The organism is Gluconobacter sp. GP1, assembly GCF_032913585.1.
In the GTDB taxonomy this organism is placed as follows: Bacteria; Pseudomonadota; Alphaproteobacteria; order Acetobacterales; family Acetobacteraceae; genus Gluconobacter; species Gluconobacter cerinus.
The window spans coordinates 991,682-1,013,139 of sequence record NZ_JASGXC010000001.1; the positions used below are offsets into that span (position 1 = coordinate 991,682).

A 21,458-nucleotide genomic window follows, 5' to 3' on the forward strand; every position below is an offset into this window, starting at 1 on the left:
ATTTCTACTCCATCACTAAGAAGCATTTCTCTCTTGGTGATTGGTTGGCCTTGTCGTTTCCTGTTGAAGAACCCTGTCGTGCAGGCTTTCTTTAGCGCTCAATATGAAAGATGCGCCTGATTGGGATCCATGGAGAATTTCCATGCCCGACGCGGGCCGGCCATCACATTGAGATAATAAAGGTCGAACCCATGCGGCGCACCGACCGGGTGATATCCTTTCGGAACCATAACGGTATCCCGATCGGAAACAGCCATGGTCTCATCGAGAGAACCGTCTTTCGTATAGACGCGCTGCAGAGCAAAACCGCTGCCCCGTTTCAAGCGATGATAATATGTTTCCTCGAGATAGGTCTCATTGGGAAAATCATCGGTATCATGCTTATGTGGCGGATAGCTTGACCAGTGACCGCCAGGGGTAATGACTTCGACAACGAGCAGCGTTTCCGCCGGTGCCGTATCCGGAAGGATATTCCGGATCAGCCGCTCGTTTGTTCCTGTGCCCCGTGCAATCTCGCCCGCCTCCTCCGGAGGGATCAGTCGTGCCGGATATTTTCCGGACGCAGGAGAACGGCACACTGCAAGCTCCACATCCGTCTCGGCTTCAGCACGCCACACCGTTCCGGGAGGAAGGTAGACTGACCACGGCAGCCCATCGAATGGACTCATCCGCTCTCCCAGCACCCCAAAATCCTGCTCCGCACCTTCGATACGGGCACGACCACTCACCAGAACGAGGCAGACCTCTGTCCGGTCCGTGGCTTCCGAAACCGTTTCACCGGCCTTGAGTGACATCACTTCAAAGCCGATGTAATCCCACCCAGCCTGTTCTGGCGTCAGATTGATAATCCGACGATTTTCATCGCGTGGGTGAGCGTGAATCAGGAGGCGCGAAGACATGACAGATGCCCCGTCTGTGAGAGAATATTGATCAGATAGTTCCGTCCCATCCGGGCATAGGTCAGCGGACTGACTTCTTTTGAATACTGTTCCGCCTCAAGAACAACCCAACCGGAATAGTCTGGAATCTCCGCAAACACCTTGCCGTAGTCGATGCAGCCATCACCCGGGACAGTAAAGACATCTCCCATGATCGCCTGCAGGAAGCTCCAGTCTTCCGCATCCGCCATCGCCCGATTGGCGGGCCGCAGATCCTTCACATGCACATGGCGAATACGATCACGATAGACCTTCGCCAGTTCTGCCGGATCCGAACCACCCCAAAAAGCATGACCCGTATCAAGCAGCAGCTTCACGGAAGGCCCGGTCAGCGTCATGAGGGCATCAATGTCCTGGCGAGACTGAACAACGGTACCCATGTGATGATGGTACACGAAGTCCAGCCCTGCGGCGGCCACGGCATCAGCCATCAGCGTCATGCGACGTGCAAATTCCGGCCACTCCTTTTCTGCCAGAACAGGGCGTCGGGAAAGCGGAATACTGACATCTGAATGAATGGCATTCGATGTTTCCGCAGCGATGAAGACCGGGGCTCCCAGAGCTTTGAGGAGCTGCAGATGCGGCTGCATTCGCTCGATCTCTTCTTCCGCACTTCGAACCAGAAGCTCCGTCGAATACCAGCCGGAAATCAGTTCCAGTCCATATGACGCAAGCACAGATTCCAGCTCAGAGGCCGTTGTTGGAAACTTGTTCCCCAGTTCCATGCCTTCAATCCCTGCCTCCCGTGCTTCGGACAGACAGGTTTCCAGAGAAATATCCCCCCCCAGAGACGGCATATCGTCGTTGCTCCAGATGATGGGATTGGCACCAATTCTAATAGCCATTGAAGACTCCCGGCCTTCCCTGAAGGCCTCACTTCCTGTGTTCAGTTTCAATTCCCGATGCGCTGACCAGCCCGCAACCGCTCGTAGGTCGTGCGAGCTTCCCGGACCGCTTCGCGCGATGACACTTCCGGAACCGCGACATCCCACCATGTGCCACCATCATCCGTGATCGCTTTCGGATCAGTATCGATAACGATCACCGTCGTACGATCTGCCGTTCTGGCCCGCTGGACGGCCGCCGAAAGCTCCGCAGTTCCCGAAACCTTTTCCGCCCGGGCACCCAGACCTTGCGCCAGTTGAATAAAATCAATTTCCGGCGTCACCACCTGCGTGCAGTTTTCCAGCAGGTTATTGAACGGCGCACCACCAAGCGCCTGCTGCAGCCGATTGATGCAGCCATAGCCCCGGTTATTCAGGAGGACGACTGTCAGCTTCTGACCCAGCATCACGGATGTCGCGATTTCAGAATTCAGCATGAGGTACGAGCCATCCCCAAGCATGACGATCACATCCCTGCTGGGATCTGCCATTTTGACGCCCAATGCGCCTGCCAGCTCATATCCCATGCAGGAAAAACCGTATTCCATGTGATATCCACCCGGCATCCCAGGGCGCCAGTGTTTCTGAAGTTCCGCCGGCAGCCCTCCGGCAGCACAAACAACAACATCACTCGCCTGAGCCACACGCTGAACAGCCCCAACCACCTGCGCATCGCTCGGCAGGGTTTCCTGCGAAACAGACGGCTCAGCCTGATAGCGCAGAGAACTTTCCGACCACGCCTCCAAACCGTTTTTGGCTTTCTGCGTCCAGTCTGGGTCAGCTTTCCAGCCAGAAAGGTGGCTTTCCAGTGCTCTCAGCCCCACGCGTGCATCCGCCACAAGCGGAGTTGCGAGATGCTTTGTCGCGTCTGCAACCTGTACGTTGAGAGTGACAATCTTCACGGACGGATTATGGAAAATCCCCCAGGAACCCGTGGTGAAATCCTGAAGGCGGGTTCCCACGGCGATAATGAGATCCGCCTCTTCCGCAAGTTCATTGGCCGCTGAAGTCCCAGCCACTCCGAGGCCACCCATATTCAAGGGATGGTCCGGCAGCAGCGATGATTTCCCGGCCTGCGTTTCACCCGACGGCACGCCGTGGCGGTTACAGAACTCCGCTAACGCCCGCTCTGCACCAGAATAGAGAACACCACCCCCTGCGATAACCAATGGCTTGCTGGACGTACGGATCAGCGCCGCAGCGTCCACCAGTTCACGTTCGTCGGGTTCAGCCCGGCGGATACGGTGAATACGGTCCGCAAAGAAGCTTTCCGGATAATCAAACGCTTCCGCCTGAACATCCTGGCATAGAGACAGCGTGACCGGCCCACACTCCGCCGGATCAGTCAGAACCGTCATGGCGCGATTGAACGCCGGAATGATCTGCTCCGGTCGCGTGATGCGGTCAAAGTACCGCGACACAGACCGGAACGCATCATTCGCGCTAACGGTGCCATCTCCAAAATCCTCGATCTGCTGAAGCACAGGATCAGGAATACGATTGGCGAATATGTCCCCCGGCAGAAGCAGCAAAGGCAGCCGGTTGACGTGCGCTACGGCCGCGCCAGTCACCATGTTCAACGCACCGGGACCGATCGAACTTGTACAGGCCATGGCACGACGACGACGGGATGCCTTGGCAAAAGCCGTCGCAATATGCGTCATGCCCTGCTCATTATGAGCACGCCAGGTGACCAGTTCATCACGGGACGCATGGAGCGCCTCTCCAAGACCCGCAACATTGCCATGCCCAAAAATTGCCCAGACGCCCGCAAAAAATGGCTCTATCCGGCCGTCTATTTCGGTCTTCTGAGCGATCATGGCGCGCACCAGAGCCTGAGCCATCGTCAGGCGTATCGTTTTCATTGTGATATCCTTCCGGGCATTCGCTCAGGCCGCACTCTGGTGAGGCAGAGGACGTCCCCTGCTCTGCCAGGCCACCACAAAATGCTCGAAACGACGCACCAGCTCGTCTCTGGCCTCGCTGTCCGACAGCTTGCCCGCAAGCCATGCACGCGCCGGATCGCCGAAAATGGTACGCCCGATCGCGAAGCCTTTGACCCAGGGTGTTGCGGTGGTTTTACGGAATGCCTCTTCCAGATCCGCTACAGGTGCATCCAGTCCAAGGAGCAGAATACCCCGGCAGAACGGGTCACGCTTTTCAATGACATCGCCAATATTTTTCCACGCGGCTTCCGACGGCTGAGATTCAAGCTTCCACCAATCCGGCTGAATGCCGATGTCATAGAGCCGCTCAAGTGCGCGAGAAACGGTATCGACCTTGAGTTCACCATGCTTCCCGGCAATGATTTCCAGCAACAGTTCCCGTCCTTGCAGCCGACATGCCTCGTACACCCGACGAAGTTCACGTTCCTGCCGCAGTTTCAGATCGTCGCTATCGTCCGGATGATAGAAGCACAGGCATTTGATAACCTGATCTTTCGGCCATTCGATAAGCGAGGTTCCCAAGCTCCCCTGCCCTTCAAAATCCAGCGGACGTGACCCAGTTTTCTCGACAGGGCGAGCCGTCCACAGACCTTCCTCGGCGGCGCGGAACAGAGCGTCCTGTCCGTATCGGCCGTCCATGAAAACCCCAAAACCATCTCGCCCTTTCGCGACGCGCGCGGCAGCTTCAATAGCGAGAATTTTAAAATGGGAGATCTTGCTGAAGGGCGCCCCTGTTGCCAGGGCCATGTCTTCCAGTTGCAGCCTGTGATCACAGGCAAGTGCCATAATTGGAAAAGCCTGTTCCCGTCGCGTCGTAACCCAGTGCAGATGATTTAGAGCGTCATCATATCTCAGCACCTTGGACGTCGATCCGTGAGACAGAAAATATTGCAGTTCTTTCCAGGTCGGGATCTCAGACGAGCATAGAAGGCGGGAAACGGCGAATGCACCACACGCATTCGCATACCGGCAGCACTCAGACAGTGCCTCATCCTTAAGCCAGCCACGCAGGAAGCCGGACATAAATGCGTCCCCGGCTCCAAGTGTATTGTAAACTTCTATGGGGAAGCCTGGACCACTAATTCCTTTTTCAAGGCTGTCAGGGATGACGCCGTCAAAAACGACACATCCCATCGGCCCGCGCTTGCAGACAATCGTACCGTCGGAAACAGCTCGAATATTCCGGATGGCTTCCAGCGTATCTTCACTGCCACCTGCAATATGCAGCTCTTCTTCCGTACCAACGATCAGATCACAATCCGGGAGAATATCCTGGAGATGCGCTGTCACATTCTCAGAACGAACGTAACGCGCCTCGCCGTCTCCGATCCCAGCCAGTCCCCAAAGGTTGGGCCGATAATCCACATCAAAAGCAATGCGGCCGCCCGCCTCCCGGATTAATTTCATCGCCTTGCGCTGTGCGGCGGCAGCTTCCGGTCGTGCGAAATGCGTTCCGGTTACGACAATTGCCTTTGCACGCTGAATAAACGCTGGATCAATGTCGTTTTCATTCAATGCGGCATCGGCGCAGTCCGTCCGATAAAACAGCAGTGGGAAACTATCACGGTTTCTAACACCTAGGATCGCCAGAGCCGTGAAGCGGTCCGGATCCGTACGAATACCGTCAATCGCAACGCCCTCGCGGAACATCTGCTCCCGGATGAAACGCCCGAAATGCTCATGCCCGACACGGGTAATGATGCCGGACTTCAGCCCAAGACGGGCCGTTCCAATCGCAATATTAGCCGGACAGCCGCCGACCGCCTTACTGAAGCTGGCCATATCTTCAAGCCGGCTGCCAATCTGCTGCCCGTAAAGATCCACGGAAGCACGGCCAATGGTGATAACATCAAGATCTGGAGACATCGCAGGATACACCTTCATCGTGTCTGAACATTCCCTGAGAAATGGAATTTTTATTCTCTTTCCACACCTTCAACGCGCCTGCAATCCGATTCTTCGTTATTTATATCACTTTTAAATGAGATATTCCCTTTTTTTACGTTACATATCTCGTGACTCTCAACTGAAAACACACCGACGGTTCGATCAGGAGGGTTAAATGGAATATATTTTCCATTTGAAGTAAGGGCATTTTACAAGCTTTCTTCCAAGCACCGCCAAAAAATGCGATCATCATCAAGACATTGCGCATGATGATGACAGGAAAGGCGCAGCTGAACGACCATGACTGATCGGTATCAAATTTTCTCAGCAGAGCTTGGAGAGCGATACGCATCCCTCCCCCCACGCCTGAAGCAACTCGCCGATCTGGTCTCCAGCAATCCTGACGACGTCGCACACTGGACGGTCAGTATTCTTGCGCTTCATGCCAATGTTCAACCATCGACGGTCGTTCGCTTCGCACGAACGTTCGGCTTCCAGGGATATTCTGATTTTCAGGCCATCTTCAGAGAACGGCTCCGCGGTCTGGCGTCATCGTACCCCGAGCGTCTGCAGACATTAAAGAACCCGGACGATGCTGCGCATTCTACAATCAACCTGCTCACAGGCTTTCATCGAGCTGCCATCACATCCCTGAACAGCCTTCAGGAAAAGACAAACCCTCTCTTGCTGGACCAAGCTGTCGACATCCTAGCAAACGGACGCAGCATTCACATTCTTGGATTACGCCGCTCCATGCCCGTAGCGCGTTACTTCGCCTATCTACTGGCAAAAATGGCTATCCCCCATCAGATCATCGGAATGGAAAGCGGCATGGAAGAAGAAGCCCTTCTCACCGCAAACCCGACTGATGCCGCCCTCATCATCAGTTACGCTTCCTACGCCCCAAAAACCGTCGAACTGTTCCAGAAACTGGAAGAACGCGGCGTCCCTATTGTTTCCCTGACCGATAACAAAAACAGCCCAGTGATCCCAAAATCCGGGATGTGGCTACAAGTCGCCGAAGCTGACTTTCACGGCTTTCGCTCCAATGCAGCTTCTGTCGTTATGGTTATGACATTAGCAACCGCAATAGGAAATTATCGATCCCAAAACCTTATATAAGGGTGGGGTTTAGTTTTGGACCATGGGTTATCTGGACTTACTACGGTTATGTGCCGATATGTGATTTTGTTAGGCGGCTCGTGGGACATGCGAGACCATGGCAGTGACGCACACAGAAGAATTTCGCCGTGAGGCGGTAAGGATTGCCTTGAGCAGCGGTTTGTCACGGACCCGCGTGGCGGCGGATCTGGGGATTGGAAAATCGACATTGGGACACTAGGTTTCGCAGTATCGGACCGCTGATCTGTCAGTGCCTGCACCGCAGGCCGATCTGGCCCGGGAGAACGAGCGCCTACGCCTGGAGAACCGCGTTCTGCGGGAAGAGAGGGAAATCTTAAAAAAAGCCACACAGTTCTTCGCGAGCCAAAAGACATGAGGTTCGTCTTCATCCGTGAGCGTTTTGTCCTGAGCAACTCCACCTACGGTCGTCCTCGGATGACCATGGAACTCAAGGAGGCGGCCTCGATGTCGGCGAACGTCGTGTGGGGCCGCTGATGAAACTCAACGGGGTCCGCCCAGTGCGCACCCGTCGCCACAGGGTCACAACTGACAGCCGTCATTCCCTTGGTGTTGCAGCCAATGTTCTGGACGGCGATTTCCTGGCCGAAGCCGTCAAACGGAAATGGGCAGGCGATATCAGCTCTATCTGGACCACCGAAGGATGGCTCTACCTTGCCGTGGTCATCGACCTGTTCAGTCGACGCGTCATCGGCTGGGCGGCAAGCGACCGGATGAAAAAGGATCTCGCTATCCGGGCGCTCGATATGGCGGTGCGACCGCGCGATCCATCGCCTGGCTGTATTTTCCACTCTGATCGTGGCAGCCAATATTGCTCACACGATTTCCAGAAGAAACTGACGGAATACAGGATGATGCCATCCATATCCGGCAGGGGAAACTGCTTCGACAATGCAGCCGTAGAGACCTTCTTCAAGAGCCTGAAGGCCGAAATACTCTGGCGACAGACATGGCCTACTCGGCAGCAGGCAACCGCCGCCATCTTCCAGTACGTCAACGGCTTCTACAACCCGCGACGGCGCCATTCATATCTGGGCAACATCAGCCCTATCGCTTTCGAGGCTAAAGCCGCCTAACAAAATCACATATCGGCACATAACCGTAGTAAGTCCAATTCGCCATTGTCACTGGTGCGGGCACGGGTATCGGGCGTACGACCGCTGTCGCCGTTGCTAATGCAGGTGCAAGCGTCGCAGTAGTTGGCCGCTCGGAAGGAAATACTCAGGAGACATTACGCCTCATTACAGAAGCTGGTGGTAGAGCAATCTCCATTATTGCCGACGTCTCAAAGGAGAATGAAATCAAAAGTGCTGTTGCAAAAACCGTTGCGGAATTTGGACGCCTTGATTTTGCATTCAACAATGCGGGCATTGGACACAAGGCACTCGCAACTGCCGACCTTCCGTCGGAGATGAGGGAAAATGCTATCTCAACCAACCTGAATAGCGTTTTCTTCAGTCTGAAGCATCAGATACTGGAAATGTTGAAAGTTGGCGGTGGTGCTATTGTCAGCACGGCATCGGGCGCTGGCGTGAAGGGCTCCCCAGGAAACGGGGCCTACTGTGCATCCAAATTTGGAGTTATTGGTCTCAGTAAAGCCGCCGCTCTTGACTACGCATCTTCAAATATTCGCGTTAACGTCGTGGCTGCTGCCATCATAGAAACCCCGATGATGACCCTTTTCACTGGAGGAACCGAGGAGGGACGTCAGGCGGCTATCGGACAGGAACCTGTGGGTCGACTGGGCAAACCGGAAGAAATTGCCGGAACCGTACTGTGGTTGTGTTCGGATCTCGCTGCCTTCACGGTCGGCGTAACGTTCGTGGTGGATTGCGGTCAGACCGCATAAGTAACAGTGCTGTGGAAAGAGAATTTCCACAGCACGTCAAAAAACACTCTGTATAAGTCATTTTTTTTACTTCTTTATCTTCCCCGCAGATAAAAAAATCATATTATTGGAGGGCACTGGCATGCTTCCGAATAAAACCGAAGTAAAATCCTATATAATACGATTTAATTTCGGAATATCATACCGGATTACTTTCTCTATTTTTTTAGCTGCCACTAACCTTGCATTGTCAACGGCTCAAGCCGCACCATCCACAAAGACCAGTGAACATTCAGGGGAAACCACATGGATAAATACCAAGAATGTCAAACTCCAGATTCAGATTGGCAACACAAAAATGCTGGCGACTCTTAACAACTCGCCAACTGCACACAGCTTTGCCGCGCTGCTTCCGATAACAATGACCTTGCGAGACCTGAGCACCGCAGAGAAAGTCAGCGATGCATTGCCTAACCGTCTATCTGAAAAAGGTGCGCCGAAAAGCGACATGGGAACGATTGGTGACATCGCCTGCTATGCCCCTTGGGATAATATTGCTTTCTATCGCGACGAAGGGCCTAACGCATCAGGGGTCATCAAAATTGGAAAAATCATATCTGGCCTAGAAGCCTTAAACTCTTTTGGGCGAGTGACGATTACCATGTCGCTAATTAATCAATTTCAGCCCTGACCGGATCGGGCGCCAATCTGGTTCAGGCAAACTGGATCGTTTTTGGGTAGAGTTTTTCGAGTGCCGTTTCTCAGGATGGGAGAAACGAAAAGCGACGAAGGCATCGAAATTTTCAGATGCACAGAAGGCGGTCATTCTGAACCAAGGGACGACGGCATCCCCATTGCGGAGCTTTGTCGAAAGGCTAAGATCAACCAGGCATTATATTTTCAACTGGAAGAAGAAATATGACGGCCTACTGCTGATGGAGATGCGGCAACTGAAGCTGCTTGAGGATGAAAATGTCACGTTGCGCAAGTTGGTGGAGGATATATCGTTGAATCGGGAAATACAGCAGGACGTGATCCTTCAAAAAATCTGAGACCTGCTCGCAAGCGCGAACTCGTGGACAAGCTTAAGAAGATATCGACATGGCGCGCCTGCGCAAGGAACGTCGTCATGCGGCGCACACCAATGATAGCTGGGCAGTGGATTTTGGTCATGACCGGCTTGCGACAGGACGCATCTATGGAGGTATCAGAATGGGGGCGTGCTGACTTCTTCAGCCGAGGAAAAAATGGAGGCTTGGCGTGTCGACTACAACGAGGTCCAGCCTCTACAGGACCATCGACAAAGCGAGACCTTCTCCTAATCGAGAGAAACAGGACCGAGAGTGCTCATCACCTTAAGTGGCTTCGCGCCTCCATCACACACTTGTGAGCTCCGAGAAAAATGCGCCGGATTACCTTTTCGTCTGTTTCCTATGTGTTTCCTGCGGTGGAATTCCGGACGCAAAAAAGCCGCCTCTGGGGGCGGCATTTTTTGTTAGATATCAGTATGTTCGGTATGGTTGCGGGGGCCTGCAACCAATGTAGCCTGCGCCTTGTGAGCGGGTTCGTTGAACGTCTGGCAGCATAGCTAAACGACTGAAAAATAGAAAGCTTTTTTGGTCGACTGCAATATGACCCTTCACAACCGTAGTTCCGAAAGGCCCGGATGATCGTCCGGTCGCCTCCCCTGCGGCCAATAAAAAAGCCGGGCACCAGCATCGATCGGCCAATCGTTGATTGAGGCAATGCGTCGTCGCATCAGGCCGTTTTCGTCGAACTCCCAGTTCTCATTGCCGTAAGAGCGGAACCACTGCTCCTCCCCGTCATGCCACTCATAGGCAAAACGCACTGCGATCCTGTTCTCCCGGAATGCTCAGACCTCCTTGAGCAGCCGATACTCGTGCTCACAACCCATTTGCGGACCAGAAAAGCGACAATCTCTTCCCTCCCCCGCACGAATGTCTCCCGATTGCGCCACTCGCTGCCGGGGGTATACGCAAGCGCGACCTTCTCCGGGTCACGAGTGTTCCAGGCATCTTCGGCCAGACGTTTCTTGATCGCGGCGGTCTCGGCGTCGAAGGGCGGCAATGGCGGGCGGGTCACGGCAAGACTCCGGTTCAGCAGATTGAGGAAAGACGGGCAGCGGCTTCCCGCGCCTGTGCCTCGCGTGGAGCCAGAAGTGGCGCGATCTGATTGCGGTAACCCGCCAGAATATTTGGCGGCGCAGTCTCCGGCCTCCCAGCGATGAATGGGGGTTCGGGGGCATATTCGAGACCGAGCTGGAGCGTCTGCGCCACCTTCTCACCCGCGATCTCGGCCAGCACGGTCAACGCAAAATCAATACCCGCCGTTACACCGCCGCCGGTGAACACGCCCCCGTCCCGCACCACGCGGCCTTCGTCCGGGATCGCACCAAACAGCGGCAGCAGATGACGCCACGCCCAGTGGCAGGCCGCCCGCTTGCCGTGCAGCAGACCTGCTGCTCCAAGAATGAGGGAGCCGGTGCAGACCGATGTGACATACCGCGCTCCACCGCCGAGCCGTCGGATTTCTCCGATGAACGTGTTATCCAGCGCCACATCAAGCGCATTGAGACCACCCGGCACACACAGCAGATCGCACCCGGACACGTCACTCAGCCGACACGTGTCGGCGAAGACCAGACCTTCGCTGGCCACCGCGCCTCCGATGGAACTGGCGACGATGGTCCTGCTGCCTTGCATCCGGGAGAGAAACTGGTGTGGGCCCGTAAAATCCAGCTGGGTCATGCCAGGATAAACGGCAAAGAGAATACGGAACGGCGGCTGGCTCATGGGAGACTCCTTGATGCACGGTGATCACTTGTTCTCCAGAAGCTTGCTTGACGAAAGGACAATGATCCCTCATTTCGAGCCATGGTACGATACATCGGCATTCTGCTCTATCCTGATTTCCAGCTGCTCGACGCAGCCGGTCCCATTGCGGCATTCGAAATTGCCGCGCGCATGGCGGGTGACGCCTATGCACTGACGCTCCTGTCGCGAGGCGGCGGTTCTGTCAGGTCTTCCTCTGGCGTGTCGCTGGATACGGCAACGATACGGGACACGGGCGCACTCGACACACTGATCGTGGTTGGCGGCAATGGAAGCCGCAACGCCATGCAGTGCCCGGATCTGTTAGCGTTTCTTCGTTCCCGGATGGAAGATACGCGCCGGCTGTGCAGTGTCTGTTCCGGAGCCTTCCTGCTGGCAGCGACCGGTCTGCTCGACGGAAGGCGCGCCACAACCCACTGGCAGCGGGCCGAAGAATTATCCCGCCTGTTTCCTGATGTGCGGGTCTCCCCCGATGCCATCCATATTCAGGATGGGGCAGTCTGGACCTCGGCAGGGATCAGCGCGGGCATTGATCTGGCTTTGGCCCTGATCGGCGAAGATCTCGGGGACGCGCTGTCGCGACGCGTGGCGCAGCAGATGGTGGTGTTCCATCGACGGCCAGGTGGACAGTCACAGTTCTCGGCGCTGCTGGAGATGGGCGGAGGTGATGGACGCTTCGCCGAGTTGCTCGGGTGGATGCGTTCCCATCTCCACAGCCGGTTGACCATCGAAACGCTGGCCGACCGAATGGCAATGAGCCCGCGCAATTTTACGAGGACTTTCCGGCTTTCGGTCGGCATGAGTTCGGCCAAAGCCGTCGAACGGTTGCGGCTCGAGGCCGCCCGCGAACGCGTCGAGCATTCCGCCATCCCCATCGAGGTAGTCGCCATTGAGACCGGCTTCCGTGATCCCGAACGCATGCGCCGGGCCTTCCTCCGGGCGTTTGGCCAACCCCCTCAGGCTATGCGTCGGAACGCCAGCGCCACGTAACATTGCGCCGTCTAGAGACAGCTACGGGGGGGGGGGAAGCGGCAGGTCGGCTTTGTGTAAGGCGATCAAGAAACCGGACATGTCCATATATGTCCAGCGCAAAAAACTTTCACGTCGCTTTGATCGCCTCAATAATCCTTGATACTTTCGGGCAACCAACGCTTCCCAACGAAGCTGCAGTACCAAACCATGGCAAGATCATCAAAACATTCGTCTAGCTGTTGCTTACTAATGTAATTTATCATCGAGAAATGAGCTCTCTTAGTCGCTGTGCAACTGCAGCCGATCCGTGCAAAAGATCGACGCTTGCGATCCGCAAACGCTCATCTCCCACCATCATGGCATAGCTAGCATTCAAAGCATCGGAGCCAAGACCAACATGATGGGGGTATAGCAAGAGCAGATCGCGGCACTGATAGAGGCGGGCATACGCCATCATCTGATAGACGTCGGATTGCGAAACGCCGCGTTTCTTATCTTCGGGATTTCGACCAATCAGCTTCCATTTGGTATCTATCACGATCTGGGTCTGTCCATGGTGCTTGATAAGGATGTCAGGTGACGTTTGGAAACGTGCCCGGCCATTCTCGCTTTCTTCCATCAGGCAATAGAGCAATCCACCCTGTAAATGAACCGTAAGCTCGCTACCTTGCAGTGCCTTGCGAGACAAGGCGGCAATATAGGCTTCGAACAGATCGTTCATGGCGAATAACAGAGTGATTCCCTGACCAGCCTTGGCGTCGTGGTTGGTCCCTTGCCATTCGCGTTTCAGGAACAGCTTTGCCAATACGTAGAGTGTTTCCCAACGGCGGCTCGTCCGGTCGATGCGCACTTGGCTCCAAGGCAAAGCATTAATTGGAATATCCCCGACATCCATAAGAAGAAAACGCAGCTCATCAAGTCGTCTCTGCGTTTCCAATACGCGAGCGTAGCGGCGCAGCGTCACGACGCAAGCTTTCATCACACGCAGAAGAGGCGTATCTGGTATCAGAATGTCAAACTGGCACGCTAAGCGGTCGGGACGCACTGCATGGTGAGTGAACTGGCGAATGACATCAAGCCGCCCGCGCAGCGTTGCGAGATCTTCCTTTTGTGCGACATAACCGCGGGGCAGGCCACGACGCGCCTCGGCCAAAAAGCGATCAGCAAACAATCGAATCAGGATGTCGAGAAGGGTTTCCTTCTGGCGCGCCATGGCCAGAGCCTGTCCGTCTCCGATTTTGAGCCCGAGCGCCACATCGAGCATAGTAACAAGCCGGTGGCGGAGTGTTTCATCGCTCTCATCTGATGCGGCATCGATTTTAGGCAGAATTTCAAGACTGCATCCTGGGGCGGCAATAACGCCGACAACCTGCTGGGCTCTTATCTCGTTGTAACGATCGACAAGAATATTGCTCCCGAATTGGTTGGCCAGCGCATGTGATCGCGCCGCCCGCAGCAGAGTATTGGCCTGAGTGCGGGTAAAGGTCTCCTTCGGCGCGGAGCCGGTGCCATTATAAACGCTCGTCCGTCCCCATTCATGGATCGTCAGATGCGTCATGGACGGGAACGAGCGATAACGCGATCAGTGCGATTGGTCAGCCCTTTGTGGAAAATAAGCGTATGGACATTCATGCCTCTGCCTCTTGCAAAAGGTCGGTCGCGGTAAAGCCAAGTTTGCGCGTATAAGCATCGAGACTGAACTCAGGCCGAACGAACCAGCTAGGTTTATCCTCACCTTCTCCAAGAGGGCATTTGAGCATTCGGCTGCCGATGAAACCGTCGCCAAGCACCGCGTGAATGCGGCTCCAGTCCTCGAAGAAATACTCCTGCAACAACGGGATGACCTTGTGGCGCATGGTATCATGAACCTGCTCAGCCGTTTCACAGCCAATGAAGAAGGCGTGCCCGATGCGATGTTCCCGGTCGAGCAGATATTCAATGCGGTCATTGATGGCAGTCAAAACGCGGGCAAGATTGATCCCTGTCCGCTTACTGGCGGCCGCCAGCAAGCTGGGTTCAGGAGCCATTTCCCGAAAATTGAAACGCCGCCGCAATGCCGTATCCAGAAGTGCGATAGAGCGGTCTGCCGTGTTCATTGTTCCGATGAGGTGAAGGTTGGCAGGAACGGAAAACTGCCGTTTTGAATAGGGCAAAGACACCGAAAGCGCGTTTTCCATACCTGCCCGCTTGTCAGGCTCCAGCAGCGTGATGAGTTCACCAAAGACCTTCGACACATTGGCACGGTTGATTTCGTCGATAATGAGAACGTGCGGTAACGGATCGCCTTCCGTGCCCTGGCCACCGCTTTCTGAAATCAGTCGTGCAATCAGGGCCCGGTTGAGTTCCGCGTCCTTAAGCCGGTAAAGCGTTTTTTGGATAAACTTTGGAGGGTACAATTCGCTGACCTCCAGACCGTCCTTGTCCTGCCATAGCCATCGCACTTTCCTACGATGGCAGTACCGGCCATCGGGACGAGGCGCATATTCGTATTCGCCCTCGACAATTCCAATGGCCCTGAACCGATAATTGCCCTTGGAGATAATGAGAATATCGCCGATTTGCAGCTGATTGCGGAATACATCGGGCGATTGCACGATACCCTTGTTCGGGGTGACGTCCTCATCGGGAAATTGCTTTTTCACCTCTGAGAATATTTCTTCCCGATCCGAAAAACGCGGGTTGGTCCAGTCGATGTCGCGAAAGCCGAAAAGGCAGTAATTATTCTTGATAGATTCCGTAAAAACAAAATCATCAGCTGAATCAGCGACCTCTCCCAGCGACATTTTGTAAACCGCTCGATCAACGACATTCAAAGGCTCGCTGCCTACAACAAGGCTCCCTGTTTCTGCACGTTCTGCGATCAGTCGGAAAATACCCGGTTCTGGTTGCAGATGGAATCCAACAGATTCCCCGTCGTTGTTCCCAATGGGTACAGGGCGAAGACCCTCAACAAAGTCTTCGTAGCCATAGTTTTGGTGAAAAGTAACAAAGGCAATCCTCTTGTCGGCGACCAGTTCATTGTACCGCGCCATCAGAGCAGAGCGACCTTCTTTGGTTTCCGGATCGCTGGCGGTGCCATCACACAGCTTCACCGCTTCCAGTGCCGTGTTATAGGTTTTTCCGGTGCCAGGCGGCCCGTAAAGTATCAGATTGGTTGGCATGGTCATGTCTGTGCTTCCGGGGCTTGCCTGGTTAGGCTGGCTATATTCATCGGGCCACTTACCTTGACGCTCCGGCCGATTTTCTTGCCAGCTTCGGATGACTGGCTCAGCATCGACAATAATTCGTTCAAATCGTTCAGCGCCATTCTCATCAAAGGGGTAATCCCCCGCCAGACCAAGCGAATTACTCTGGTGCGTGAACTGCAGGAATGGTTCCGTCATTCTGCACAGTAATGCACCGAGCGTACCCTCGGCCTGTCTAAGCTGAGACGATTTTCGTCCGAACCGGGTTTGCGGAATGTCGGTCTGGTACCAGTCAAGCCCGACCGCATGAACGGCTCGCGCCATCCGGCAAAATGCAGCCCGCTGTTCGCGGGTCCAGTCAGGGCGCCTGGCGCGAAATTCTGGATTACCATCGAACCGCGCAAGGATCTGTTCGTCACCAGGCGATACCCCCTGTTCTTGACTGGGGAGCAGAATGAAACGGTAAACCATGTTACCGCCGCGCTCGCGGACAGGGCCTGAAAGGATCTCAGGCTCACCCAGGTTCGCCGCGTTACGAAATTTCTTGCCTGCGATCGTCTGACACACGTTGGGCATCTGGTTGGTCAGGTCAAGTTCCTTGTGAACATCTCCCGCCCGGATTGTGACAAGGTGGTCGCCGCGCTGGCGAGCAGGGGCGATATAGTGCGCGATCAAGTGTTGGCGGATACGCTCAGCGAGAACTTCCTTGCTACCAAATCGCCGGTTTTCGACCTCGTAGCCCAAGCGACGAAATTCGGTATGAATTGCTCCGCCTTCAGTGTCCCGGAACGTATCGCGCTGGTCTCTAACAGTCAGATTGGGATTCCCGGGAATTGAACTATAGGCAACTAAAAAGACCGCTTTGGCCGGATAACGTTGCTGTTCGCCCGGACGGAAAACAACATAATCGAAATTCGCCGCAAACCCGTGTTGGCGCATAAACACGTCACTGCTTTGATCAAATTCACGCATGACCGTTTCCACGGCCTCACGTGTCAGACTAGGGATCTCCTTGGTCAACGGCACGCCCGGCCCAGGACGCCTGTCTAAGCCGGCACGGAATTCAGCCTCGCGCATGGACACATCTCCTTGTGTTGGGAACTCCGGGCCTAACCGGTTTTCCCTTGTCACGTGCCGGGTGCTTGCTAGCGAATGGCTGTTTAGAATACTCGCACAACCACAATAAATCAAAGCGATGCAAGATAGTCAGCGCACCACGTCCTTCGGGGAGGCTGCGGGTCATAACTTCACGGTTTCTCGCTAGTCCACCCACATCCACCCTGCTGATCAATTTGGCAAACAGATCTGGATCTTTAAAGCGTTCCACGTGTCGGATTCTGATGGCCTCCGCGCACGAAGTAAACAAAGTATCTGGCCCAGCAGAAGCTCCTGCATCTAGTGCCCAGCTTGCTATGAAGGCTTCGATGTTACGTGCACTATAGGCATCCAACTGCCGACGGATAATTTTAGCTTCGCCGCATGACTGCGCATCGATTTCCAACGTTATCATCTCCCTATTTGCACAAACCGGCCACCTTCATCGAAGTCTGCTTTCAGGTGAAATTAACAGACTTGGAATGACCGTAAGGAGGGCGGAAGCCGCCTATCTTCTTCGTCTTCGATGAGAAGATAGGCGGTACAGTCGAAAAATTAAGCGTTAATGCGGAGGCATCCGAAGCATAGAATATCCTCTTTACCGTGTCATGATAAATACAGATCTTTAGCTATTCGCTTTGCCGTTATTATCATCCTCTTCTTCCATCTGTCGTTCAATGGTGAAGCACTTTATCGCTTGATGACCGACATATTGTGTAAGAGCATAGTTGAGGCTCGAACCAGCGACTACTCCCACGCCGAAAGGTATACTCTTTTCAAGTGCTTTGCGAGTAAAGGTAAGCCCAAAGCGCTTGAATAATTCCTTTACAATAGTAAGCGTCGCACCTTTTAGATATTGCTTAAGCATTTTAACGCCAGCTTTTGATGCTACCGGAACCCCAATGCCTACTCCCATTTTCTCTAATCCGCCGCTGACAGCGATAAGCGTAGTCATGTACATAGCGTCATGGTCGTTCAGGTCGTAACCAAAATTTGTCGCCAACAGCATCGTCATGTCGATCTGTATCTTCATGCAAGCTGTTGTGTCTGCCATTCCGCCCCCAACCATAGCTGCGACCGTCCCAACGCCGGGGATAATACCGGGTAGTGCGGCTACGCCACCGCTGAGCGAAGCATACCTGGAATATTTGTCGACGATCTTATGGGAGATGATTTCTTCGATCTCCGTTTCACTCGCCTTTGGGTTCGTCTTGCGTGCAGACTTTTGGTATTGGCCTACAATTTTTTTGGCTTTTTCTGGACTGATTGCAACCGCTTGAACAGCAGTCAGAAGCAGAGACCCCTGATCTCCGGAAGGCGCGTCGTTCAAGTCTAATCTCCACTTCAAGAAACACAAAGAAACATAGTTTATCGAGATGCTTCTTGCTAGGCCCATAATAAAGACCAACACGGACACCGCTTATCGTTTTGGCTCAAATATGACATTAAATGGTCTTGCCAAGGGCGCCTGATACCCGCCGGCGTAATTTCTACGCGCAATCCCGCTTTCAGCGGGGGATGGTAAGCTGAATATACCAAAACTTAGAAAAACACTCATGTCTGCTTTGCCTGCGTTCCTGCAACGCTTGTATGTCTTCCATGTAGGCGAAAAGCGTCTGTCCGTTCATGTATCACCAAGTAGATATGCTATTTTGAGGGGGATAGACGGTCTGCTTCAGGAACGAAGGTGGCAGTAGAAGATAAATTTTTGAGGAAATCGTATTATCTGGAATCGATCTTTTGACAACGAATAAATCCTCCTAGTATTAATTGGTGATCTTTAATTTGGTTCATTTGCGAGAAAATATTATGTTAGACCTTAGACAGAAAATAATATCGAAATATATCGAGATTTTGAAAGATACAAATCCGTTATTGGTATTTAGCGAGCTTCGATCGACATCAGATTACACAGGGTTCTCAAACCTTTTTCTGCCTGATGTTCCAAGAGAGTGGACACCAGGGAAACGTGTTTTAGTAGTCGGGCGTGAGACGCGTGGATGGAAGCCTGACAATCCTATAAATCCCGCTGATGGGCTGCATTGTTGCATCCAGAAGCTTATGAAAATGCACGAAAAGCACGTCAACAATATGATGGCACGGCGTGGAGAGCGCGGGATGCGCTTTTTTAACTTCGTAAGAAACGTGGCAGCAATTACCGGTAAAGGGAATGTTGCCTGGAGCAATATTTTTGCGCTTGATTGGGAAAACGGCATCCCGACAGAAGCCAAGACCCCGCATTATTCAGCTCTGAAAGAACTCTCTGAAAAACTATTAAAGGCTCAGATCGAAGTGTTGGAGCCGGACGTCATCGTTTTCGCTTGCGGCGACGCTGGAAACATCGTCCGAAGAGAGTTCTTCCCTACCAAAGGAGAAAATGCCGTTTGCTTTGATGGTCGTACGTTTGAACATACTCCGAATAAATATCTTTGGTCCTTTAAGCTGTATGGAAAAATTCAATGCTTTCGTCTTGGCCACCCTTCAAGCCGAGGTGAAGCGCACCAAGCAGCGCGAAAAAAGGTCCTCCTTGAAATCCAATCCTATTTAAATACCAGCCATTTCTCATTTGGCTCACAGTAGGTGATCCCTACCGAATGTTAGCGGCTCAGTTAATTCGTTTCCGGAATGAGGCTTAAGCGGCGCTTGTGCCCCTTCTCAACCGAGCGCCTCAGACGCCAAATGCGCCACTACCCGCTGAGTTTCTGGAGCAATCCCATCTTTGATAAACCAGACCGCCGACAGGCCGCTCCAAGCATGAATCCATCGCAGGAGCCTGACAGGCTCGATCCCTGCATGTGAGCTGACAATCCTGATCCTGTGCCCAAACCTTTGTGGAGAAATAGCGTAGGGCCGTTGTGAATCCGCAAGATCGGGGTTCAGAAATAAGGCCGCAAAATCAGCGGCCCGTTCCCCGTAAAGGCCCTTCGGGTCGATCGCACGCCAGCCTCGCGTCCCGAAATCAAGAACGTTGCCGTGATGGAGGTCTCCGTGCAAGACGAACTGCTCCTGTGGATCACTTAACAACCTGTGGGCTTGGCCGGCGCAGTCCTTCAGCCATTCTGCGCTGTTCGGGGGCGGTTCGAGTAACTCAGCGAACCAGCTTCTCAAAGAGCGCATTTTTTCTTGCTGCAGGAGTGAAGCTGAGTGCAGAAGTCCTGCTGTCTCACAAAGGTTTCGCGTCGCTTCATCGTCTAAACCAGCGTAAACGAGATCGGCGAGAGTACGGCCGCTCACCGCTCTTTCAAGAAGAAGAGCGTCCCGATCATGTTCTAGAACTGCGGCAGCACCCCGCCCATCCCACCACGCCATGAGATGATTGCCGCGACGTTCATCGAGGTCGGACGTGACTTTCAACATAGCCGGAGAACCATCGCGGGTGACCGGCACCAAGTAGGAGCTTACCGTCCGAACAGGCGTACCATCATCCAGCAGATGCCATCGTGACATATAGTTAGTAGCCGCTGAAGAAAGATCCGTATGGTGCTTGGTACCGGGCATTCCATGAACTTATAGCTCTCATTCAGTGTCCGCTATTGGGAAACCCTTCAACCACGCACACTGACTATCATGAGGGCGCCTACTGATGTCTGTGTTGTAGACCTAGGGTCTGGTGAATTGCACTGCTGTGTAGACATATTCATCGAAACGGGAGCGCGCGAAGAATATCGATGATAGTCGTGCCACACCGCCCCGTCGGATCCCGATCAGGATCGTAAATAGTCAGAGTCATGCCCAGGCATCGCGCGCTGGATACAAGGGGAGAGAGGATCTGGACCAGATATTCGGGTGAAAGGCCAGGAGAACCCGGACAATCCACTGCAGGCATGATCGCCTGATTCATGACATCGACGTCGAAATGGATCCAGAAGCTTTGCTCTGGTGCTCGAAGAAGCACATCATGAATGCGCTGAGATAAAACTGACGGACCGATCTTCTGGGCTTCAAAGATATCAACCTGCTCAATCGCCGTGCCTGCGATATCGGGCCAGGCAAAGTCGGGATCGTGACTCTCACGCTCACCAATCTGGATGACATTTTCATCTGAAACCAGCGGGCCGGACACGCCAGGCCAAACAGTCAGAAGCGGTTCACCTCGTCCGGTCGTGAGCGCCAGATCCATACCGGCCGCACCGCTGAGGACTGCTGGATCGTAATTCCCCGGGTGCCTGAAGTCGCTGTGTCCGTCGATATGGACCAGTAAAACAGGTCCAATCTGTCGAGCGCCTACCAGTCCTCCAAGCAATAGGGAGCAGTCTCCCCCAATGACAAGCGCGAATTCCCCTGACTTACAGATACGCTCAACCGTTTCTCCCAGGATGAGGTCGTAAGTACGAAGGACGTGCCCGTTCCGAATGCGCGTGCCCTCCTGAGCCTCAGGACGATAATTCGGTCGCGGAAGGCTATGGAGGTGACTGTAGTTCACGGCCTTCCCGAGGCCGGCGTCCATAAGGGCTTCAGGTGCGCACCATGTTCCGGGGACATGCCCGTCATGGAGGGGACTCAGTCCAAGGTTTGTCGGGGCGAGAACAAGTTGCATGGAATTTTCTTATGGCTTCGCAATGAGACTGAATGAATGCGAGGGTTATTATGTATAGAAAATTCAATACGCCTATAGGAGATTAAGGTCTGCTTTTGGGAAGCTAAAAAGATCGGGCTAACTGTCCACTTTGTAGGCGTATGCTGCCTGTCCGCTTCACGTTCCTTGAGCGGACAGGCAGCACAGGGGGGGGG

The 21,458-nt window shown here is 53.9% G+C and carries 17 protein-coding genes and 2 pseudogenes; 8 read left to right on the top strand and 11 right to left on the bottom strand.

What is annotated here, in order from left to right; all coding sequences use genetic code 11:
* Positions 1 to 98 precede the first annotated feature (98 nt).
* The 4 genes from iolB to iolC are packed head-to-tail and all read right to left on the bottom strand — an operon-like array spanning position 99 to position 5,652.
* Positions 99 to 899: a 5-deoxy-glucuronate isomerase gene (gene iolB / locus R5H23_RS04355; RefSeq protein ID WP_317214533.1), complete on the bottom strand. Its 801-nt coding sequence runs from the start codon at positions 897 to 899 to the stop codon at positions 99 to 101.
* A complete protein-coding gene (gene iolE, locus R5H23_RS04360) occupies positions 881 to 1,783 on the bottom strand; it encodes a myo-inosose-2 dehydratase (protein WP_317214535.1) in 903 nt (300 codons plus the stop codon). Before iolE ends, iolB begins: the two co-directional genes overlap by 19 nt.
* 47 nt (positions 1,784 to 1,830) lie before the next feature.
* Entirely contained in the window at positions 1,831 to 3,687 is a 1,857-nt protein-coding gene (iolD, locus tag R5H23_RS04365) for a 3D-(3,5/4)-trihydroxycyclohexane-1,2-dione acylhydrolase (decyclizing) (RefSeq protein ID WP_317214536.1), read from the bottom strand.
* A gap of 24 nt (positions 3,688 to 3,711) precedes the next feature.
* Entirely contained in the window at positions 3,712 to 5,652 is a 1,941-nt protein-coding gene (gene iolC / locus R5H23_RS04370) for a bifunctional 5-dehydro-2-deoxygluconokinase/5-dehydro-2-deoxyphosphogluconate aldolase (protein WP_317214537.1), read from the bottom strand.
* 303 nt (positions 5,653 to 5,955) lie between these two features.
* Between iolC and R5H23_RS04375 the strand changes: the two genes are divergently transcribed.
* The 6 genes and pseudogenes from R5H23_RS04375 (at position 5,956) to R5H23_RS04400 (ending at position 9,850) form a co-directional block, all read left to right on the top strand.
* On the top strand, positions 5,956 to 6,777 hold the full coding sequence (locus tag R5H23_RS04375) for a MurR/RpiR family transcriptional regulator (RefSeq protein WP_317214539.1): 822 nt from the start codon (positions 5,956 to 5,958) through the stop codon (positions 6,775 to 6,777).
* Between the two features lie 97 nt (positions 6,778 to 6,874).
* A pseudogene (locus tag R5H23_RS04380) lies at positions 6,875 to 7,871 on the top strand (IS3 family transposase).
* Positions 7,872 to 7,915: 44 nt separating this feature from the next.
* Entirely contained in the window at positions 7,916 to 8,644 is a 729-nt protein-coding gene (locus R5H23_RS04385) for an SDR family oxidoreductase (protein WP_317214615.1), read from the top strand.
* Between the two features lie 121 nt (positions 8,645 to 8,765).
* On the top strand, positions 8,766 to 9,314 hold the full coding sequence (locus R5H23_RS04390) for a cyclophilin-like fold protein (RefSeq protein ID WP_317214540.1): 549 nt from the start codon (positions 8,766 to 8,768) through the stop codon (positions 9,312 to 9,314).
* Positions 9,315 to 9,450: 136 nt separating this feature from the next.
* Positions 9,451 to 9,675, top strand: a complete 225-nt coding sequence (locus R5H23_RS04395; RefSeq protein WP_408874332.1) for a hypothetical protein — start codon at positions 9,451 to 9,453, stop codon at positions 9,673 to 9,675.
* 49 nt (positions 9,676 to 9,724) lie between these two features.
* The gene (locus R5H23_RS04400; protein WP_317214541.1) at positions 9,725 to 9,850 is read left to right on the top strand and encodes a hypothetical protein; all 126 of its coding nucleotides are present in this window, start codon (positions 9,725 to 9,727) and stop codon (positions 9,848 to 9,850) included.
* 412 nt (positions 9,851 to 10,262) lie between these two features.
* Here R5H23_RS04400 and R5H23_RS04405 read toward each other — a convergent pair.
* Both R5H23_RS04405 and R5H23_RS04410 read right to left on the bottom strand, forming a co-directional pair.
* A pseudogene (locus R5H23_RS04405) lies at positions 10,263 to 10,726 on the bottom strand (DUF1348 family protein).
* Between the two features lie 14 nt (positions 10,727 to 10,740).
* Complete coding sequence (locus R5H23_RS04410; protein WP_317214543.1) at positions 10,741 to 11,436, bottom strand: DJ-1/PfpI family protein; 696 nt, start codon at positions 11,434 to 11,436, stop codon at positions 10,741 to 10,743.
* Between the two features lie 81 nt (positions 11,437 to 11,517).
* Here R5H23_RS04410 and R5H23_RS04415 point away from each other — a divergent pair, with 81 nt between their 5' ends.
* On the top strand, positions 11,518 to 12,465 hold the full coding sequence (locus tag R5H23_RS04415) for a GlxA family transcriptional regulator (protein ID WP_317214545.1): 948 nt from the start codon (positions 11,518 to 11,520) through the stop codon (positions 12,463 to 12,465).
* Positions 12,466 to 12,706: 241 nt separating this feature from the next.
* Here the strand turns inward: R5H23_RS04415 and R5H23_RS04420 are convergent, their stop codons facing one another.
* The 3 genes from R5H23_RS04420 to R5H23_RS04430 all read right to left on the bottom strand — a co-directional run bounded on the left by R5H23_RS04420 (position 12,707) and on the right by R5H23_RS04430 (position 18,057).
* Positions 12,707 to 14,005 carry a 5-methylcytosine restriction system specificity protein McrC gene (locus tag R5H23_RS04420; RefSeq protein ID WP_317214546.1) on the bottom strand — a complete coding sequence of 433 codons (1,299 nt, stop codon included), beginning with the start codon at positions 14,003 to 14,005 and terminating at the stop codon, positions 12,707 to 12,709.
* Between the two features lie 70 nt (positions 14,006 to 14,075).
* Positions 14,076 to 16,709: an AAA family ATPase gene (locus R5H23_RS04425; RefSeq protein ID WP_317214547.1), complete on the bottom strand. Its 2,634-nt coding sequence runs from the start codon at positions 16,707 to 16,709 to the stop codon at positions 14,076 to 14,078.
* Positions 16,710 to 17,352: 643 nt separating this feature from the next.
* A complete protein-coding gene (locus R5H23_RS04430) occupies positions 17,353 to 18,057 on the bottom strand; it encodes a hypothetical protein (protein ID WP_204368111.1) in 705 nt (234 codons plus the stop codon).
* A gap of 479 nt (positions 18,058 to 18,536) precedes the next feature.
* On the opposite strand from R5H23_RS04430, the gene R5H23_RS04435 reads away from it, so the two are divergent.
* Positions 18,537 to 19,307, top strand: coding sequence for a hypothetical protein (locus tag R5H23_RS04435; RefSeq protein ID WP_317214548.1), 771 nt, complete (start codon positions 18,537 to 18,539; stop codon positions 19,305 to 19,307).
* Positions 19,308 to 19,382: 75 nt separating this feature from the next.
* Here R5H23_RS04435 and R5H23_RS04440 read toward each other — a convergent pair whose 3' ends face one another.
* Positions 19,383 to 20,225, bottom strand: coding sequence for an aminoglycoside phosphotransferase family protein (locus R5H23_RS04440; protein ID WP_317214549.1), 843 nt, complete (start codon positions 20,223 to 20,225; stop codon positions 19,383 to 19,385).
* A gap of 139 nt (positions 20,226 to 20,364) precedes the next feature.
* Positions 20,365 to 21,264: an arginase family protein gene (locus tag R5H23_RS04445; RefSeq protein ID WP_317214550.1), complete on the bottom strand. Its 900-nt coding sequence runs from the start codon at positions 21,262 to 21,264 to the stop codon at positions 20,365 to 20,367.
* Positions 21,265 to 21,458 lie beyond the last annotated feature (194 nt).

Excerpts from the sequence above, each read along its gene's own strand:
- iolB (WP_317214533.1), bottom strand. The coding sequence starts at position 899 with ATGTCTTCGCGCCTCCTGATTCACGCTCACCCACGCGATGAAAATCGT.
- iolE (WP_317214535.1), bottom strand. The coding sequence starts at position 1,783 with ATGGCTATTAGAATTGGTGCCAATCCCATCATCTGGAGCAACGACGAT.
- iolD (WP_317214536.1), bottom strand. The coding sequence starts at position 3,687 with ATGAAAACGATACGCCTGACGATGGCTCAGGCTCTGGTGCGCGCCATG.
- iolC (WP_317214537.1), bottom strand. The coding sequence starts at position 5,652 with ATGAAGGTGTATCCTGCGATGTCTCCAGATCTTGATGTTATCACCATT.
- R5H23_RS04375 (WP_317214539.1), top strand. The coding sequence starts at position 5,956 with ATGACTGATCGGTATCAAATTTTCTCAGCAGAGCTTGGAGAGCGATAC.
- R5H23_RS04390 (WP_317214540.1), top strand. The coding sequence starts at position 8,766 with ATGCTTCCGAATAAAACCGAAGTAAAATCCTATATAATACGATTTAAT.
- R5H23_RS04400 (WP_317214541.1), top strand. The coding sequence starts at position 9,725 with ATGGCGCGCCTGCGCAAGGAACGTCGTCATGCGGCGCACACCAATGAT.
- R5H23_RS04410 (WP_317214543.1), bottom strand. The coding sequence starts at position 11,436 with ATGAGCCAGCCGCCGTTCCGTATTCTCTTTGCCGTTTATCCTGGCATG.
- R5H23_RS04415 (WP_317214545.1), top strand. The coding sequence starts at position 11,518 with ATGGTACGATACATCGGCATTCTGCTCTATCCTGATTTCCAGCTGCTC.
- R5H23_RS04420 (WP_317214546.1), bottom strand. The coding sequence starts at position 14,005 with ATGACGCATCTGACGATCCATGAATGGGGACGGACGAGCGTTTATAAT.
- R5H23_RS04425 (WP_317214547.1), bottom strand. The coding sequence starts at position 16,709 with ATGCGCGAGGCTGAATTCCGTGCCGGCTTAGACAGGCGTCCTGGGCCG.
- R5H23_RS04435 (WP_317214548.1), top strand. The coding sequence starts at position 18,537 with ATGTTAGACCTTAGACAGAAAATAATATCGAAATATATCGAGATTTTG.
- R5H23_RS04440 (WP_317214549.1), bottom strand. The coding sequence starts at position 20,225 with ATGCCCGGTACCAAGCACCATACGGATCTTTCTTCAGCGGCTACTAAC.
- R5H23_RS04445 (WP_317214550.1), bottom strand. The coding sequence starts at position 21,264 with ATGCAACTTGTTCTCGCCCCGACAAACCTTGGACTGAGTCCCCTCCAT.